This is a genomic window from Abyssibius alkaniclasticus, assembly GCF_020447305.1.
GTDB lineage: Bacteria > Pseudomonadota > Alphaproteobacteria > Rhodobacterales > Rhodobacteraceae > Abyssibius > Abyssibius alkaniclasticus.
Map to the genome: position 1 here is coordinate 1,054,273 of NZ_CP095732.1, position 16,407 is coordinate 1,070,679.

General features: G+C 64.0%; 11 protein-coding genes. 5 read left to right on the forward strand and 6 right to left on the reverse strand.

Going from position 1 to position 16,407, the window contains the following annotated elements; translation table 11 throughout:
* Window positions 1–20: 20 nt before the first annotated feature.
* The 3 genes from LGT41_RS05455 to LGT41_RS05465 all read right to left on the reverse strand — a co-directional run bounded on the left by LGT41_RS05455 (window position 21) and on the right by LGT41_RS05465 (window position 7,279).
* Window positions 21–3,851, reverse strand: coding sequence for a translocation/assembly module TamB domain-containing protein (locus LGT41_RS05455; RefSeq protein WP_274129073.1), 3,831 nt, complete (start codon window positions 3,849–3,851; stop codon window positions 21–23).
* Window positions 3,848–5,746 (reverse strand): autotransporter assembly complex protein TamA, encoded by a 1,899-nt coding sequence (locus tag LGT41_RS05460; protein WP_274129074.1) that lies wholly within the window; start codon window positions 5,744–5,746, stop codon window positions 3,848–3,850. The genes LGT41_RS05455 and LGT41_RS05460 overlap by 4 nt, the downstream gene beginning before the upstream one ends.
* 105 nt (window positions 5,747–5,851) lie before the next feature.
* Complete coding sequence (locus LGT41_RS05465; protein WP_274129075.1) at window positions 5,852–7,279, reverse strand: amidase; 1,428 nt, start codon at window positions 7,277–7,279, stop codon at window positions 5,852–5,854.
* Window positions 7,280–7,412: 133 nt separating this feature from the next.
* Here LGT41_RS05465 and pcaF point away from each other — a divergent pair, with 133 nt between their 5' ends.
* The 5 genes from pcaF (at window position 7,413) to LGT41_RS05490 (ending at window position 12,726) form a co-directional block, all read left to right on the forward strand.
* Entirely contained in the window at window positions 7,413–8,615 is a 1,203-nt protein-coding gene (gene pcaF, locus LGT41_RS05470) for a 3-oxoadipyl-CoA thiolase (protein ID WP_274129076.1), read from the forward strand.
* A gap of 184 nt (window positions 8,616–8,799) precedes the next feature.
* Window positions 8,800–9,840 carry a TRAP transporter substrate-binding protein gene (locus LGT41_RS05475; RefSeq protein ID WP_274129077.1) on the forward strand — a complete coding sequence of 347 codons (1,041 nt, stop codon included), beginning with the start codon at window positions 8,800–8,802 and terminating at the stop codon, window positions 9,838–9,840.
* A gap of 31 nt (window positions 9,841–9,871) precedes the next feature.
* Window positions 9,872–10,453: a TRAP transporter small permease gene (locus tag LGT41_RS05480; protein WP_274129669.1), complete on the forward strand. Its 582-nt coding sequence runs from the start codon at window positions 9,872–9,874 to the stop codon at window positions 10,451–10,453.
* Window positions 10,450–11,946, forward strand: a complete 1,497-nt coding sequence (locus LGT41_RS05485; protein WP_274129079.1) for a TRAP transporter large permease — start codon at window positions 10,450–10,452, stop codon at window positions 11,944–11,946. Before LGT41_RS05480 ends, LGT41_RS05485 begins: the two co-directional genes overlap by 4 nt.
* A 15-nt stretch (window positions 11,947–11,961) precedes the next feature.
* Window positions 11,962–12,726, forward strand: a complete 765-nt coding sequence (locus LGT41_RS05490) for an SDR family NAD(P)-dependent oxidoreductase (RefSeq protein WP_274129080.1) — start codon at window positions 11,962–11,964, stop codon at window positions 12,724–12,726.
* On the opposite strand, the gene LGT41_RS05495 is transcribed toward LGT41_RS05490, so the two are convergent.
* Genes LGT41_RS05495 through LGT41_RS05505 form a run of 3 tightly spaced genes read right to left on the reverse strand, consistent with a single transcriptional unit; the run spans window position 12,723 to window position 16,346 of the window.
* Window positions 12,723–13,796, reverse strand: coding sequence for a DUF1513 domain-containing protein (locus tag LGT41_RS05495; RefSeq protein ID WP_274129081.1), 1,074 nt, complete (start codon window positions 13,794–13,796; stop codon window positions 12,723–12,725). The genes LGT41_RS05490 and LGT41_RS05495 overlap by 4 nt on opposite strands.
* A gap of 1 nt (window position 13,797) precedes the next feature.
* A complete protein-coding gene (locus tag LGT41_RS05500) occupies window positions 13,798–14,778 on the reverse strand; it encodes an imelysin family protein (protein WP_274129083.1) in 981 nt (326 codons plus the stop codon).
* Window positions 14,775–16,346: a di-heme oxidoreductase family protein gene (locus LGT41_RS05505; protein ID WP_274129084.1), complete on the reverse strand. Its 1,572-nt coding sequence runs from the start codon at window positions 16,344–16,346 to the stop codon at window positions 14,775–14,777. The genes LGT41_RS05500 and LGT41_RS05505 overlap by 4 nt, the downstream gene beginning before the upstream one ends.
* Between the last annotated feature and the right edge of the window lie 61 nt (window positions 16,347–16,407).

Sequence of the window (16,407 nt, forward strand, 5' to 3'; positions counted from 1 at the left end):
GGCTGAAATGCGGGCGGGGTTCAATAATCCCGCTCAAAGAAAATTCCGATACTGGTATCGCCGCCACTGCCCTGCGCGGCGCGCCCGCGCAGACCGTCGATAATGTCGATATTGATGCTCAGGCTCGCATCGCCCTGGTCGTTGATTTCAACCTCTGAATAGAGATTGTCTTGCAGATATCCCCCCGCCGTGACCGAGGTTGCCCCATCGACAGATTGCACATCGAGATTGTCGAGCCCGGAGGCTTCGCGCAGGCGCGTAAGCAAACCACCGTTGGACCGCCCGCTCAGCACGGCCAGGCTGCTGGCCAACTGGGCGATCTGGAACGGTGAAAGCGAGTCTATGCCGCGTGCGAAAACAAGCTGGGCAAGAACCTCGTCTTGCGGCAATTCGGGCACGGATGACAGGATGATGTCGGGTGCCGTGGCCGGGCCTGCCAGTTGCAGGTTGATCGTATAGTCGCCGCTGCGGGTTTGGGCGCGTAAATCCAGAATCGGGATCAGGCGGCCAAGCAGGCGCGCGCTGCCCTGGGTGAAAACCAGCCGCTGGCCCAGCAAATCCATGCGTCCGCGCACAAGGTCGAACTGGCCGGTGGTGGCCAGATTGCCGCTGCGCCCGGTCACGCGCAGAGTGCCGCCAAGCTCGGCATCCAGGCCGCGCCCGCGCACGAAAATCCGCCCGTTCGAAGATACGGCCACATCCAGCCCCATCGCAAAGGGCGCCCCGGCCCTGGCGGCTTCCGGCTCCAGGCCCGCGCGCAACTGCGTGCGCCGCACGGGGCGGGGAATGTTGATATGGGTGATGTCGGGAATGGCGGCCGCGCCGAACCCGCTTGGAATTTGGATTTCGGTGTTGAGCAGATCCACCCGCCCTGAAAGCTGCGGGGCCGTCAGAACCGGGCCGCTCAGCGCAAGGCTGGCATTCAGGGTGGTGGTGACCATCTCGCCATCGGAATAGGTGAGCCTGTCAAGCTCGGCCACAAGCGCCGCCGGAAACCCCGCGCCAAGGCCGATGCGCCCGTTCAGGCTGATCTGTCCGCCACCCTGAAAATCGGCCGTGGCGCTGGCAATGTTAAGGGCATCGCGGGTGATATTCGTGCGCAGGTCCAGATTGTCGAGCCGCACGCGATAGGCGGGGGCATAAAGGCTGGCCCCGCTGGTTGCGGCGCGCCCTTCGAAAGCGGGGCTGTCAAAACTGCCGCCGATGGTCAGCGCAAAATCGGCCTGACCGGTCAGCCCGATCCCCGCGCTTTCCAAAAAGCGCCGGCTCAGCGCGAGCGGCACCTGGCCTGCTGCGCGCAAATCCAGCAGTTGACGGTCCAGCGCGACCGTGCCTGACAGCGTCATGGCAATGCCGGCACCGGAAAATGTGGCAGAGGTCAGGTTGATCTGTTGCAGGCTGGCATTTCCGCTTGCGCTAATATTCAGCGCCCCAAGCCCGTAATCGCGCGCCAAAGCAGCGCCGAAACCCGCAATCTCGGCGGTGAAATCGGCGCGCGGGTCATCAAAGCTGCCGGTCAGCTGAAGCTGGCCTGTGCCCTGGCCCGCAAGCCCCAGACCTTGGGCAAACCCGTTGGCAAGCGCAAGCGGCAGGCTTTCAAAACCAGCGCGCAAATCAAGCGTTCTTGCATCCAGCGCAACATCGCCCGCCAGTTGCAGATTGAGCCCGCCATCGCCGGAAATTTCGGCCGAATCCAGCCGGATCTGCCGCGCACTGGCCGTGCCGTTTGCGCGTATATCCAGCAGCGGCAGGCCATTGCCTTGCGCCAGTGTCGCGCCAAAACCCGTAACCTCGGCAGAAAATGCAAGCTGCGGGTCATCAACGCTGCCGCCGATCCGCGCTTGCCCCGAGCCTGTGCCGACCAGCCCCAGTTCGGGTGCGAAGCTGGACAGGGCCGCAAAGGGCAGATTGGCGAAGCGGGCATTCACATCAAGCAGGGTGCCCAGCGTGCCTTCAACATTCGCACTTGCCCCAAGCGCGGTGTCAAGCCCCGCGCCAAACGCCAGCGCCTCATGCGGGCCAGAGGCGCGAAACCGCAGCCTGGCCGGGCCTGAAAGCTCCGCTATCAGCGGGGCGATATCGCTGAGTTCGGCCGTGCCGGTAAGGTTGAGCGTGTCACTGTTCAGATTGCCGCCCATCGCCAGATTGGCCAGCGGGCTGGTCAGCACAAGCCCGTCAAGCGTCACCCCGTCCTCGTTGCGCAAAACGCGCCCGGTGACGGTGCTTGCCCCTGCGAACAGGGCGTCAAACTGCGGCTGGCTTATTTGCAGATTTTCGCCGGTCGCGTCGATCTCGACATCGACCTGCCCGCCCAGAAGCGGCAGTTGCCCGTTCAGCGTCAGCGCGATCGCACCGGCAATATCGCGCCCGGCAAGTGCCGAAAACGCGCTCAAATCGGCGATGGTCGCGTCGATCTCGCCGTTAAAGCTGACCCCGGCAATCCCGCCCCTGGCGCCAAGCTGCAAACCCTTGCTCGACAGGCTGGCCGATTGCAGGTTCAGCGGCGCACCGCTTTCCCAATCCCAGGCGGCAGAAAGCGCAATTTCGCTGCCAAGCGCCTGTGCGGTTGCCGCGGAATCCGGCACAACGCCGCTGAGCGCACCGCTGAATTCGCCGCTGATGGCGCGCGCTTCGGGCGTATCGAGGTTCAGCGCCAAGCCCGAGGCGGCGCCCGAAATTTCGGCAATATCAAAGCCCGGCACAACAAGGTTCTGCGCCGTGAAATCGAGCGTGTAACGGCCGTTTTGCGCCTCGCCGTAGCTCAGGTTCAGCCGGGCCGCGGCCAGGGCAATCGCATTTCCAAAGGGAAGCGTGACCGGCGTGCCATTGGCGCGGGCAATGGCAATGGACAGGTTTGCGCGGCGTATGAACCCGTCATCAGCGGTATCAAGGCTGCCATTGATCTGCATTTCGGCGGTGTCCACCGTCAGTTGGTCCAGCCGCATCCCGCCGGCTTCACGCAGAATACCTTGCGCGGCAATTGCGCTTTCACCCTCGAAAAACGGGCGATAGGACTGGGGCAAAAGCCCGGCGATCTGCCCGCTCAGCGCCAGTTCCAGGCTGCGGCCATCGGCATAGTCGGCCAGTTGCACCTGCCCCGCGATCAGCCGCGCGCCGCCAACATCCACCCCAAGCGTTACGGTCAGATTGTCGAGTATTCCCGCGCCCGAAACCTGCGCGGCCAGCGCCGGTGCGCCGTCAAGGCCAAGCGCATTGGCGATGACACCACCCTGAGGTTCGTTCACCGTGGCATCGATAACAAATTCGGTGCTTTGCCGCGTATAGCGCAAGGACAGCGCAATATCGCCCCCCGCCCCGTCGCGCCGCGTGGCACCAAGCTCGGCATTCAGCCCCTCGCCATTCAGCGTGAAGGCGGCCTGCAGGGCAAGCTGCGCTTCCAGCCCGATCACATCCTGCCCAAGGCGGATGTCATCGCTGGAGACGTTCCTGATTTCGATATCGACCGGCAAATCCGGCAGGTTGAAGCCGCTGGCTTCGGGGCTCGGGCCGCTATCCATTGGCAGGGGTTTGCGGATGAAGTTGATCTGCCCGGCTTGCAGATTGTCAATTTCCAGCCGTCCGCGCAGCAGGGCCGTGCGCCGCCAGTCGATCTGCGCATCGCGCAATTGCAGCCAGACGCCATCTTCATCGGCAATGGTGATTTCGGCAATCCGCGCCGATGAGCTTAGCGCGCCTTCGACCCCGCGAATGCTGATCATTCTGCCGGGGCTGGAGATGGACTCCTCGATCCAGGACAGGATCGCGCCGTTTTCGCTGTCTTGCGCCAGCACGGGCCTGGCAAGCGTGGCCAGCAGCAGCGTGCCGGTGAGTATGATCTGCCGAATGTTCAAAACGCCTGCCCCAGACCGATATAAAGCGCCACTTCCGGATCTCCGCTTTGCCGGTTCAGCCCGCGCGCAATATCCACGCGCAGCGGGCCAAGCCCGGTTTGATAGCGCAGACCAAGGCCAATGCCGGTATGCCACTCACCCGTTTCGCCCGGCAGGGCGGTGCTGCCCACCAGCCCGGCATCGGCAAAGGCAACCAGGCCAAACGTTTCGCTTACTGCCCAGCGCGCCTCGACCGACAGGTTGATCAGCGACAGCCCACCGGCAAGCGATGTTCCGCTGCCAATGCCGCGGCTGTTATAGCCATAGCCGCGCACCGAATTGCCGCCGCCGGACAAGAACAACATGTTGGCCGGGGCGTTGCTGGCATCAAAGCCCATCAGGCTGCCAATGCGCGCCCGCCCCGCCAGCACAAATTTTTCGTCCGCACCAAGGGGGATATAGCCGCGCCCTTCAAGCACGGCCGCCAGCCCGCCCTGGCCAGACTGATATTCCCAGAACGGGGTAAGCTCGGTTTCAAGGTAAAAGCCGCGGCGCGGGTCGAGTTCGCTGTCGCGCCGATCATAGCGCGCGCCCAAATGCAGGCCAAGCATGTTATAGCGCTGAAAGCCGATACCGTCGTCAATGTCGCTATAGGCGGCAAAGCCGGCCGCATCGGCGCTGAACGGGCCCGTGCGGTATTGAAAGCCGATCTGGTATTCGGCATTGCGCGTTACAAACCCGGATGTGGTTTCACGCTCGGCGGTAAACTCCATCACAAAATTGAGGTCGGGCAACAGCACGCCGGGGCGGGTGAAGGCGGCGCCGATCGCATAATCGGCGGCACTGAAATCCACCCCGAGGCCAAGGCCGGAAATGGCGGCGTCAAAGCGCAGCCGCTCGCCATGCCCGAACAGGTTGCGGTGAAACCAGAAGGCTTCGGCCCCGAACCCGTCGACCGAAGACAGTGTCAGCCCAACGCCAACGCGCCGCAAGGGCAATTCGCGCAGGCTGACATTTATGGGCAGTTGCCCGTTTTCATCGAGCGCCGTGGCCTCTTCGATGCGCACCGAACTGAACACACCCAGCCGCAACAGCCGCGCGCGCATGGCCTCCAGGTCGTCAGGGTCGAACAGGGCATTTTCGGGCAGGCGGGTCATCAGGGCCAGAAAATGGTCATGCGTCTGGGTCTGGCCGCCAAAGGTGACAGGGCCATAGCCAGCGGTCGGGCCGGGGTCGATGGTGGCACGCACATCCATTTCGCTGCGGGCATGATCGGCGGTGATGCTGCGCGCCGCCACGCTGGCCAGCGGGTGGCCCTGCTGGCGCCAGGCCTCAATCGCAAGATCTGTCGCATCGCCAATGGCGCCGGCACGGGCGGGCGCACCTGCCACAAGCCCGGTGGACCCCGGTGCCTCGACACGGTCGTTGCGGCGCTGGGCCGGGGGTGCAAGCGGGCCAATGCTGACGGCGCCAAAGCTGAAGGCCGGGCCGGGAATGACAGAAACCGCCACATCTGCCCCGCTGCCGATTTCGGCATCAAAGGGGATGTCGGCCGCCTCGCGCCCGTTCAGCGTGATCGAGATTTGCGGGCTGTAATAGCCATTGGCATACAGGCTGGCCAGAATGGCGCGATAATCGGCATTGGCCATTGTCAGCAGATTGTCACCCTCACCCAGCGCGCTGCGCCGCTTGGCCCAGAGTGTCGAGGCCGCGCGCACATCGCGCAACAACGCCTTTGTCAGGCTGCCTTCATCAATTGTAAGCGCATAGCCGCCCGCAGGCGGGGTGTCGCTGCCAAACAGCCTTATGCCGAATATTTCAAAGGCAGATACCTGTTTGGCGGGCCAGGCCAGCCCGCCTGCAATACTTGCGGCAAGTGCGGCAACAAGCAGTTGGTGTCTCAGGGTTCTGCTCACATCTGGTCCATGTTTCGGGCGCGTGTCCGGGCAAGTATCACACGGTGCTGGCCAAGATTCGACAGGCAACTGCGCCTTGCGCGGAATAACGCGCAAGGCGGTTTCCTAGGCGAAATCCGGCCGCTTGCCGGCCCAGGGTTGCGCGGCTTCCAACTCGGCACAAAGTGCGATGAGAAGCTCGTCCTGGCCAAATTGCGCGGCCAGATGCACCCCAACCGGCAGGCCCGCCGCGTTCCAATGCAGCGGCACAGAGGCGGCAGGCTGGCCGCTGGCATTGAAGGCGGCACAAAAGGGCGAATATTCAAACACCCCGCCCTTGCCAATCCGGTAGGCCTCGAAATCCTCGCGGTCATGGTGAAACCGGCCGACCTTGGCAGGCGGCTCGGCCAAAGTGGCCGAAAGCAGCACATCATAGGGCTGGAGCGCGCGGGCCATTTCGCGGCCATAGCTGTGGATTTTCTCGACCGCCGCCAGATAGTCGGCCCCGCTCAGGGTTTTGCCAAAGGCCAGCGCGCCGCGCGAAATGCCCTGCACATCATCCGCGGCCAGCGGTTTGCCGCGTCTGGCCACGGCCTGCTGCAAGGAAAGCGCGCCACCGCAGGCAACAATGCGCGTCCAGGCGCGCATCATGCCCATATGGTCGGCATCGGGGCGGGTTGGCGCCACGCTATGGCCAAGGCTTTCCAGCAGGGCACCCGCCTTGGCCACAGCCTCGGCGCAATCTTCATGGATGGGCTGGCCGCTGAAATTCGTATCGCAAAGCCCGATGCGCAAGCGGCGCGGCGGGCGCTGGATGGCGGCCAGATAGCCGTTTTCCAGCGGCGGGGCGACATAGGGCGCGCCAAGATCGGGGCCGGCACAGGCATCCATCATCGCGGCATTGTCGCGCACGGAGCGGGTGAGGAAACCATCGATTGCCATGCCGGCCCAACCTTCGCCCGCCGCTGGCCCGTCGGGAAAGCGCCCGCGCGTGGGCTTGAAGCCGAACAAACCGCAGGAAGAGGCAGGAATCCGCACCGAACCGCCACCATCCGAGCCATGCGCCATTGGCAGAATGCCCGCCGCTACCGCGGCCCCCGCACCACCCGACGAGCCGCCCGACGTATGCGCCAACCCCCAGGGGTTGCGCGTGGGGCCGCCATAGACCGCCGCCTCTGTCACCGGGCCAACCCCGCCCTCGGGCGATGTCGTGCGCCCGAAAGTGACCACGCCCGTGGCGCGCATCCGTTTGAAAATTTCGCTGTCATAGCTGTAGCGCGTGTTGGCAGATAGCCGCGAGCCGCTATGCGTGGGAAAATCTATCGCTTCGGCCCCAAGGTCTTTCAGCAGGAACGGCACACCCCTGAACGGCCCCTCGGGCAGGCCTTTGGCAATGGATTTGCGCGCCACGTCTTCCTGCACAAGCACCACGGCGTTGATGGCGGGGTTGCGCGCGGCCACACGTGCAAGCGCCTCATCGAGCAGCTCATCGGGGGAAACCTTACCTTTGGCGACAAGCGCCGCAAGGCCGGTTGCGTCATTTTCATCATACATATGCGGGCGGCCATCGGTTGTTATGCTTGCCCAAGGCTAGCGAATGCGTGAATTGGCGTCGAGCGATGATTGCCAAAGCCGCAAAATTCCCGCAAACCAAGACCAGCCACGCCCAAACCAACGGACTGCCCCTATGGATGCCCTGATTTGTGACGCAACCCGCACCCCGATTGGCCGCTATGGCGGTGCCTTGTCGGGCATACGCGCCGATGATCTGGCCGCATTGCCGATTGCCGCGCTCATGGCGCGCAACCCGTCGCTGGATTGGGCCGGGCTTGATGATGTGATCTTCGGCGCGGCCAACCAGGCGGGCGAAGACAATCGCAATGTGGCGCGCATGGCCGCGCTGCTGGCGGGCTTGCCCGAAACGGTGCCGGGCGTCACGCTCAACCGGCTTTGCGCATCGGGGCTGGATGCGGTGGGCATGGCGGCGCGGGCCATTCGCGCGGGCGATCAGGATATGATCATCGCCGGTGGTGTGGAAAGCATGAGCCGCGCGCCGTTTGTCATGCCCAAGGCGCAAGCGGCCTTTGCGCGCACCGCCGAAATTTATGACACGACCATCGGCTGGCGCTTCATCAACCCGAAAATGCAGGCGGATTATGGGACAGACTCAATGCCCCAAACCGCCGATAATGTGGCGGCCGAATACGGTATTACGCGCGCCGACCAGGACGCCTTTGCCACCCGCAGCCAGGCGCGCTGGGCCAGGGCGCAGGCGGCTGGGCTGTTTGCCGATGAAATCACCCCCGTCACCATCCCGCAGCGCAAGGGAGATGCGGTCGTTGTGGACACGGATGAACATCCCCGCCCCGATACCGACGCGGCAAAGCTGGCCAAGCTTAGGGGCATCAACGGCGCGGATTTAGCTGTGACGGCTGGCAACGCTTCGGGCGTGAATGACGGGGCGGCGGCGCTGCTCATCGCCTCGGAAGCGGCGGCCAAGGCGCATGGGCTAAAGCCCATCGCGCGCATTCTGGGCCTTGCGGCAAGCGGTGTGGCCCCGCGCATCATGGGCATTGGCCCCGTGACCGCGAGCCAGAAACTGCTGGCGCGGCTGGGGCTGACAATTGGCCAGATGGATGTGATCGAGCTGAACGAAGCCTTTGCAAGCCAGGCGCTGGCCACATTGCGCGCGCTTGGCGTGGCGGATGATGCCGATCACGTAAACCCCAATGGCGGCGCCATCGCGCTGGGCCACCCGCTGGGCATGTCGGGCGCACGGCTGGTCATGGCGGCGGCCTATCAGCTACGCCGCGGCGGCGGCCGCTACGGGCTGGCCACAATGTGCGTGGGCGTTGGCCAGGGCAGCGCTTTGGTCATCGAACGGGTATAGTCGGGATTGCAGCGCCGCGCCAAATGTGCATATTTGGCGCTACGTTGCATGGCGCACAGGGTTCGCGCCATGACCCGTCGCAGGCGCATCGCCGCGACGCTAATAAGCAAACATTGATGGATGATTCCGGGCATTCGCCTGCCCATAAAGGGCGAAGGCGGAAAAGGTTTCATGGAGGATGAACATGACCAACCGTAGAACTGTTTTCGGGCTTTTTGGCGCGGCGGCTTTGGCGGCAATTGCTGCAAGCGGCGCATTGGCGCAGGAATTCACCCTGAAACTGCACCAGTTTTTGCCCGCGCAATCGACCGTGCCGGCCCAAATTCTCGATGTCTGGGCCGATAATGTCGAGCGTGATTCAGCCGGCCGTATCAAGATCGAGCGCTATCCCTCGATGCAGCTTGGCGGCACTCCGCCCGAGCTGATCGACCAGGTGCAGGACGGTGTGGCCGATATTATCTGGACCGTGGTCGGCTATACGCCGGGCCGCTTCCCTTCGACCGAAGTGTTCGAACTGCCCTTCATGGTCAGCGATGCCGGTGCCGCGTCTTATGCCTATTGGAAAATGTTTGAAGAGCATATGGCCGATACCGAATTTTCAGGGCTGCATGTGCTGGGCACCTGGGTGCATGGGCCGGGCCTGTTTCATACGGCCGATCCGGTGCAAACGCCGGATGATCTGGTCGGGATGCGCATTCGCGGCGGCTCGCGGCTCGTGAACCAGCTTCTGGAAATTCTGGGCGCAACCCCCGTGGGGATGCCCGTGCCCGCGGTTTCAGAATCGCTGTCCAAGGGCGTGATAGACGGCGCAACCGTGCCCTGGGAGGTGACAACCTCGCTGAAAGTGGCGGAACTGGTCGGCAACCACACCGAATTTGAAGGCCCGGCGCTATATACGCTGACCTTTGTGCTGGCCATGAACGAGGATGTCTATAACAGCCTGCCGGCCGATTTGCAGGCCGTGATCGATGCCAATTCCGGGCTGGAGTTTTCGGTATTTGCAGGCAATACCCAGCAGGCCGCCGATGGCCCGGCGCGGCAGGTTGCGGTCGATCTGGGCAACAACATCATCACCATTTCCCGGGCCGAGGCCGAACGCTGGCAGGCGCTTGCCGCGCCGATCTATGATACCTGGGTTGCGGAAATGGCCACGAAAGGCATAGACGGGCAGGCGCTGATTGATGAGGCGCGCGCGCTCATGGCCGAATACAGCGCCGCCAACTAGGCCGCGCGCCATGCTCCGGACCGGGTTGAACATGCACCGTTTCATGCTGAAACTGGCGCGCATCATGGCCTATCTGGGTGGTGCCGTGCTGTGCCTGCTCGTGCTGCTGACCTGCCTGTCGATCCTCGGGCGCAGCCTGAACAGGCTGCTGCATGGCGCCTGGGCGCAGGCACAGATGCCCGAGCTGGCCACATGGCTGCTCGGGCTTGGCATTGGCCCGATCAACGGAGATTTTGAGCTGGTGGAAGCGGGCGTGGCCTTTGCCGTATTCGCCTTTCTGCCGCTCTGCCAGATCAGCGGCGGCCATGCGGCGGTGGATGTATTTACCGCGCGCATGTCGGCCCGTGCCAACCGGGTGCTGGCACGGGTTTCCGATACCCTGTTCGCTGCCGTTCTGGTGCTGATCGCCGTGCAACTGGCGCGCGGCTTGCTCAGCAAATACGGCTCAGGCCAAACGAGCTTTCTGCTCGAATTTCCGCTGTGGTGGGCCTATGCCGCCAGCCTGATCGGGGCGGTCGCCGCGGCGCTTGTCGCCGTTTACCTGGCGGTTTTGCAGTGGGGCGCGGCCCTGGGTGGCACCAGCTCTTTCGAAAATCGCGGGGCCGACAGGTGAGCGATTTTGCCATTGGCCTGCTTTCCTTCCCCGCGCTGCTGGGTCTGATCTTTCTGCGCATTCCCATCGGGCTGGCGATGTTTGTCACGGGTTTTGTCGGGCTGACCATCATCACCGGCGATGCAACGCAGCCGCTCGCGCGGCTGAAATCCGAAACCTATACGAGCTTTTCCAACTACGCGCTCAGCATCATTCCGATGTTCCTGCTCATGGGCCAGTTCGCCACGCTGGGCGGGATGAGCCAGGCGCTGTTCAAAGCCGCCGAAAGCTGGCTTGGGCACAGGCGGGGCGGTGTGGCAATGGCGGCGGTGGGCGCCTGTGCGGGGTTCGGGGCGATTTGCGGCAGCTCGCTGGCCACCGCCGCCACAATGGGCCGCGTGGCCCTGCCCGAGCTGCGCCGCTATGGCTATTCCGGCGGGTTTTCAACCGCCACTCTGGCGGCCGGCGGCACGCTTGGCATTCTCATTCCCCCCTCTATCGTGCTGGTCATCTATGCCATATTGACCGAGCAGAACATCGCCAAACTGTTTCTTGCCGCCGTCATTCCGGGCCTGCTGGCCGCATTGGGCTATGTGATTGTCATCTCGATCTATGTGCGGCTGTATCCGGCTGCGGCCGGCATTCGCCCGCGCATGGGCTATGGCGAACGCTTTGCCGCGCTGGCGCGGGTCTGGCCGGTGCTTTTGGTGTTTGTCGCCGTGGTGGGCGGCATTTATGCGGGCGTTTTCACGCCAACCGAAGGGGCCGCCGTGGGCGCGCTGGCCACGGGCATCATCGCGCGGCTCAATGGTGGGCTGACCCGCGCAACCCTTGCCGAAAGTTTTCTTCAAACCGGCCGCGCCACGGCCATGATCTTCTTCATCGTGCTGGGGGCGGCGTTTTACAACGGCTTTCTGGCGCTGTCACAGGTGCCCCAAGAGCTTGCGGCCTTTGTGGTGGAACAGCGGCTGAACCCCTGGCTGGTGCTGGTTATCATTCTGGCATTCTATCTTGTGCTTGGCTGTCTGATGGACAGCCTGTCGATGATCCTGCTCACCATCCCTATTTTCTGGCCGGTGGTGCAGGGGCTGGACTTTACCTTTGTCAGCATGGCCAAGCTTCATGCAAATCGCGCCACCGCCGCCCTGGCCAAAGGGGCAGAGCTTGCGCCCGATATGCTGGCCGGGATCAGCGATGCAATCGCCCAAGGCGCAGAGCTGAGCCGCGAGCAGATTGCCGCGCTCGGGCTGCGGCGGGTGAATGCCGGGGCGCTTGCCGCCATCAACCTTGAACAGCTGGCCATCTGGTTCGGCATTCTGGTGCTTGTGGTGGTCGAGGTCGGGCTGATCACCCCGCCTGTGGGCATGAATCTGTTCATCATCAACGCGATGGACCGCGAAACCCCGATCCGCGACACCTATCGCGCCGTGCTGTTTTATGTCGCCTCCGATGTGCTTCGGGTGGCGCTTTTGGTGGCGTTTCCGGTTATAACGCTGTTTGTGATACCGTGGTAACAACAGGGGCGCGCGATGCAGATTGACCAGCAGGTGGCACTGATAACCGGGGGCGGCAGCGGGCTTGGGGCGGCCACGGCACGCGCAATGGCGGCGCGCGGGGCGCGCGTGGCGATACTCGATTTTGACGCCGGGAAGGGCGCGCAGCTTGCCGCTGAAACTGGCGGATTTTCCATAAAATGCGATGTGGCCAATGCCGCCGAGGTTGAAGCCGCCGTGGCGCAAAGCATCGCCCATTTCGGCGATGCGCCGCGTATTGTGGTGAATTGCGCGGGCATCGCCTCGGCGGCGCGCATCGTCGGGCGCGAGGGCAAGCTGGCACTCGAGCTGTTTGAGCGCGTGATCCGCGTGAACCTGATCGGCAGTTACAACGTGATGTCCTATGCTGCGCGGGCAATGATGGGGCTGGCACCGCTTGCAAGCGGCGAGCGGGGCGTGATCATCAACACCGCCTCGGCAGCCTTTGAAGACGGGCAGGTTGGCCAATCGGCCTATGCCGCGTCCAAAGGGGCCATTGCCGCCATGTGCCTGCCGGCCGCGCGCGAATTCGCCAAGCCGGGCATTCGGGTGATGGCGATAGCGCCGGGCCTGTTTTCCACCCCGATGATGGAGGCTTTGCCACCGGAGACCACCGCGCAGATCGCCGCGAACATACCCTTTCCGGCGCGTCTGGGAAGGCCCGAGGAGTTCGGGCTGATGGCCTGCCAGATTGTCGAGAACGCCTATCTGAACGGCACGACCATCCGGCTGGACGGGGCCGTGCGCCTGCCGCCGCGCTAAAGGGTAATCAAATGGTTGTCCCATGCGCGTGGGGCGGCGTTCAGCATGTGCAGCGCCCCGTTCTGCACGCGGGCAATGCCGCCCAGACCATCGGTTGCAAAAAACCCGTCAGGCGCGCTGCCAAGCCCGCATATATCGGCGCGTGAGTGGCTGGTTTGCAGCGTTCCGTCGCGGTCAAAAACCACCAATAGCCCGCCGCGCGGACAGCTTATGGCCACGCGCGCGCCATCGCCCGAAAAGGCCACGCTGCCGGCATAGCCCTTCAGCCGCAGCGCCAGCATGTCGGGCATTTCTGCCAGAACCGGGCTTTGGCCGGGGCGGTGCAGGCCCAAAAGCGGGGTGACAACGCCCGCTTCCCCCTGCCATTGCATGGCAAAGGCGACCGTGCCGTCGGCGGCCTGCGCCAGATGCCGGATAGAGTTGAGCCGAAGTTCAGCGGGCAGAAGCAACTGGTCGACAACCTCGCCGCCCTGCGACAGATAGGTCAGGTTCGGCTGCATGGTTTCAAGGTTCAGCGTGGTGCGCTCATCATCCAGCGCGGCCTGAATGCCGCCATTGGCCACGACCAGCAAGTTGTTGCGAACCGAGAACATGATTTCATGCGGCCCGATACCGCCAGAGGCGAAACTGCCCTGGCGCGCATAGCCCTCATCGACATTCCAGATGCCGATCTGGCCCTGCCCGCTGGCATTGTTCACCTCGCCGGTGAACAGCAAGGCCCCATTGCCGGAATAGGTGCCGTGGCCGCTGAAATGCGCGCCTTGCGGTGCGGCCAGATCGTGCATGACCTGGCCGGTCACACAGTCCAGCACCCGCGCGAAGGTGCCGGGCCTGCGCGCAAATATCACCGCTTCCGGGCGCATCGGATGCGCGGCGCCGGCATGGCCGCGCGCCGGCAGGGGCAGGCGAAACCTGTCCTCGCCAGCCGCTGAAAGCCCGAAAAGCGCAAAACTGCCATCGGGTTCCTTTGCAGCACCCAGATAGGCGGGCGCGCCCGCATCGGCCCAGGTCAGTTGCGGCAGGGATGCGGTGAGCAGAACCGATGCCAGAAAGCCACGTCGCGTTGCCATATCAATCTCCATCTGATGCGTTGAAGCCCGCCACAACCCCGAGCGACGGGCCGATTTCAAGCAGGATCGCGTCGCGAATGCTGCGGATGGCCTGTTGCAAGGCTTCGAGCTTGAAGCGGCCCTGCGGGGTGGCGACCCCGGCGAAATCCGGGTCATCCAGATCGGCAATCAGCGCCTGGGCATGGGCAAAGGCGGCGGTCGTGTTCGGGGTTTCCACCGTGGTCAGGCGGCGGGCCAGTTGCGCGGCCCCTTCCAGCGAAAGCGCCACATTGCGCAAGCTGCGCCCGGCGCGGCGGCTTTCCGCGCGCAAGGGACGCGGCCGCTCGAACGTGCCCATCGGGCGGCCCAGCCGGGTATCGGCATTGAATTCAATCGCGACCAGCAGGGCGGTGAACAAGGCCTGCTGCGCTTCGCGCGCGCTAAGAAAGGTCAGGTTTCCCTCCGCGCCAGCGGTTTGCAGCGTTTCGGCAAAGCCGCCTTGCCACGCTTCCAGCACTGCCGCCGCCTGTTGCGCCAGATCGTCGCCGAGGGCCGCAATCAGCGCGCAATCATAGCTGGAGGTGGGTATAAACGCCTCGTCAAACAGCAGATATTCCAGCGCAAAGAAGCCGCGCGCCGCCGCCGAAAGCCGCGCCGCGCCACCGGGCTCGAAAATGATCGGGTCTTGATCGGCGCGCAATGATGCCAATACACGCGCACCTGTGCCACGTTCATCGGGCCAGAAGGCAATGGCAAGCGCGCGGCCCTGCAGCTCGACCGGGCCGAACTGTATGGGGCTGATGGCAAGCCAGGCATCGAAACTGTCGTTCCACGCATTGCGCAAAACCGGCAATTCGCAGCTTTCAGCCGCTATGGCGCCAAATTCTGCCGTGGTTTCGGCAAAGGCCATGTAGCCGGGCAGGATGTAGCCCTCGACCACTTCGGCAATATCGGCCTGTACGGGTGCGGCGGCAAGCGCGAGCAGGGTCAGCAGCTTTTTCATAGACTCTCCAGAAATCGGATAAGGGCGGCACGGTCGGGGGCGGGCATGGCGATGACCGCATCGCGCTGCGCCTCGGCTTCGCCGCCATGCCATAGCACGGCTTCCAGCAGGTTGCGCGCCCGCCCGTCATGCAGAAAATTGCTTTGGCCGCTGACGGTTTCGGTCATCCCGATACCCCAAAGCGGGGCCGTGCGCCATTCGCGGCCATTGGCGCGGCCTTCGGGGCGATTGTCGGCCAGGCCTTCGCCCATATCATGCAGCAACAGGTCGGTATAGGGCCAGATCAGCTGGAAGCTCTGCTCGGGCTGGTCGACCAGCCGGTCGGTCACGAATTTCGGTGTGTGGCACGCGGTGCAGCCGGTCGTGTAGAATATGTCCTTGCCACGCAGCACTTCGGGGGTGTCGACATCGCGGCGGGCGGGCACGGCAAGATTGCGCGCATAAAACGTGACAAGCGACATCCCCTCGGCGCTGATTTCCGTTGCGTCATCACTGCCGGTGCTGCCGTCTGGCGCGGCCATACATGCGGCCTGCGCCTGGGTGCAATCGCCCGACGGCGTGTTGAACAGCGGGCTTGAAATGCCGATATCGCCCGCGAAAGCCGAAGCCGATTGCGCATTCACGCTGGGCTGGCCCGCCTTGTGGCCGAAACGGCCCAGCATTGGCTGGCCAAACTCGTCAGACCAGACGATTTGCGCGCGCCCCGAAATGCCGTCGCCATCGGCATCGTCGGGGTCTTCCAGCGCCAGAATATCGGCGGGCGCGATGGCTTCGAGCAGGCCAAGGCCGATCATCTGCTGGGCAATACGTGGTGACAGCATCGCCCCCGGCGCAAGCGGGCCATAGCCAAGGTTGGCGGCGGTATAGGTCGGGGCGCGCAGATAGGCGACCTCGCCATCTGAAAGCGGAACTTCGATTTCGTCATAAGCCACGTCGAAACTGTATTCCGCGGCATGGCCAAGCACGCCGAAATCCTGCAACTGGCCGCCATAGGTCGGGTCGGGGGCGCTGCGCTGCACCGCGCCATCAAGTGCTGCAAGATAGGCTTCGATCGGGGTCAGGTCGGCCATGCCATCCACCGGCACCGAGATGCGCAGAAAGATCGACACGGCGTTGTCATCGCCTGGTTCGGGCGGATGGCCGCGCCCGTCCTTGATGTGGCACGACTGGCAGGAACGGGCGTTGAACAAGGGGCCAAGCCCGTCGGAGGCCAGGGTTGACGAGGGTGAGGACACCCAGAGCTTCGTGAACAGCCCGTTGCCAAGCTTGAAGTCGAGTTCGCGCGCAAATGAGGTGTTGGCCGAGGGCAGCGAGAAGGCATCGGTTGTATTGCGCGCGCGCACGGTTGTGCCGCCGCCGCTGTTGACCTCGAAGGGCTCGGCCGATGAAAAATCGGTTGTCGGGGCCGTGACCGTGGCGATGCGCGCCGCTTCTTCCGCCGTGCGCGGGATGGTTTGCAAGGGCGCGCGGGTGATATCCCAACCGGCTGGCGTTTGCGCGGCCAGCGCAAAGGCGCTGAGGCCAAGGCCAAGCGCGGCGGCAATTTTCAACGGGCCAGACAGGAACATGAGAACAGACTTTTATGCAGGATCAAGCCCCCGCCGCAGCCGGGCGGGGGCGTTTTTATGG

Bases quoted from the DNA above. Each gene is read 5' to 3' on its own strand.
- LGT41_RS05465 (WP_274129075.1), bottom strand. From the start codon at position 7,279: ATGTATGATGAAAATGACGCAACCGGCCTTGCGGCGCTTGTCGCCAAA.
- pcaF (WP_274129076.1), top strand. From the start codon at position 7,413: ATGGATGCCCTGATTTGTGACGCAACCCGCACCCCGATTGGCCGCTAT.
- LGT41_RS05475 (WP_274129077.1), top strand. From the start codon at position 8,800: ATGACCAACCGTAGAACTGTTTTCGGGCTTTTTGGCGCGGCGGCTTTG.
- LGT41_RS05480 (WP_274129669.1), top strand. From the start codon at position 9,872: ATGCACCGTTTCATGCTGAAACTGGCGCGCATCATGGCCTATCTGGGT.
- LGT41_RS05490 (WP_274129080.1), top strand. From the start codon at position 11,962: ATGCAGATTGACCAGCAGGTGGCACTGATAACCGGGGGCGGCAGCGGG.
- LGT41_RS05495 (WP_274129081.1), bottom strand. From the start codon at position 13,796: ATGGCAACGCGACGTGGCTTTCTGGCATCGGTTCTGCTCACCGCATCC.
- LGT41_RS05500 (WP_274129083.1), bottom strand. From the start codon at position 14,778: ATGAAAAAGCTGCTGACCCTGCTCGCGCTTGCCGCCGCACCCGTACAG.
- LGT41_RS05505 (WP_274129084.1), bottom strand. From the start codon at position 16,346: ATGTTCCTGTCTGGCCCGTTGAAAATTGCCGCCGCGCTTGGCCTTGGC.